General features: G+C 62.9%; 1 protein-coding gene. It reads right to left on the minus strand.

Features of this window, described 5'->3' with window-relative positions:
• Positions 1 to 140 precede the first annotated feature (140 nt).
• Positions 141 to 1,127, minus strand: coding sequence for an IS5 family transposase (locus NKI17_RS36815; RefSeq protein WP_352572754.1), 987 nt, complete (start codon positions 1,125 to 1,127; stop codon positions 141 to 143).
• Positions 1,128 to 1,190: the final 63 nt, after the last annotated feature.

Consider the following 1,190-nt stretch of genomic DNA (forward strand, 5'->3'; position numbering starts at 1 on the left):
GAGGGCTTTGCACGGGAAGCGAAATCCTGGTTGGTGAGTTAATGGGGCTTTTTTGAAGGCCGGGAAAGCAGTTTTCGACGGCTTGGTATGGCATCGACCGGCATGACCGGCCGATCCGCCGATTTTAGACAGACTCCTCCTCATGCCGGCTTTCCGCCAGGTGGATAGAGGGCGCCGATCATGGTCCGCAGATTGTAGGCGCAGGCGGCTAGTATGCATTGCGTGCGGTTGGCGGCGAGGTTGAAGAAGCGCAGGCGCCGCATGCCGTAGCGCTCCTTGAACACAGCAAAAGGCCGCTCCACAGCCGCCCGCACCTTGGCGATCAACCGGTTACGCAGCTTCTGGCGCGCCGGCAACTCGGGATGATGCTTGTTGGGCCGCCGCATCAGCCGGTCCTTGATCCCGGCCTTGGCCAGCCGATCATGCCTGGCATGGGTGTAGTAGGCCTGATCGCCATAGGCCGCCTTCTCATCGCCGCAAACCAGATTGTCGGCCGCCTCGGTGTCGGTGATCGAGGCGTCGCTTACCTCGACACGCCGGATCATGGTGTGCTCCTGGTCGGCGCCGATGTGCATCTTGTAGCCGAAGGTGCTCTTGTTGCCCTTCTTGCCCCAGCGCGCGTCCTTGTCGGCCGACGGCTTGGCCGGGCCCTGGTGGCCCTTCTTCGGCTGCTTGGGCGGCCGCCCACGGGCCTGCAGGAACGTCGCATCGACTAAGGTGCCGCGCTTGACGATCAGGCCCTTCGTCTCCAGCTGGCGGTTGATCTCCTCAAACACCTTGTCGATCAGCCGCTCGCGCGTCAGTTCCTCGCGGAAGCGCCACAGTGTCGAATGATCGGGCGTACGGTCCGAAAGGCTGAAGCCGGCAAAGCGGCGAAACGACAGCCGGTCACGGATCTGAGCCTCCAATGCCGGATCGCTCAGCCCGTGCCACACGCCCAGCAAAAGACAGCGCACCAGCGCCTCCGCCGGGTAGCTGGTGTTGCCCGAGCCGGGACCGCTGCGCTGACCCAGCAATGTTCGGATCGGTGCCCAGTCCAGTTCCTTCGATACCAGGTCGAAAATCGTCTCGTCCGACGCCGCCAGCCCGTCCGCCAGACTCAACTGACCCAGAACACGATCCGCCATCCCGAATCTCCCTGCTTCGACCATCATCACAGAATCACCAATCGGCTTCTGTGCAAAGGTCTC

It is taken from the genome of Mesorhizobium sp. M0816 (assembly GCF_040320005.1).
Taxonomy (GTDB): domain Bacteria; phylum Pseudomonadota; class Alphaproteobacteria; order Rhizobiales; family Rhizobiaceae; genus Mesorhizobium.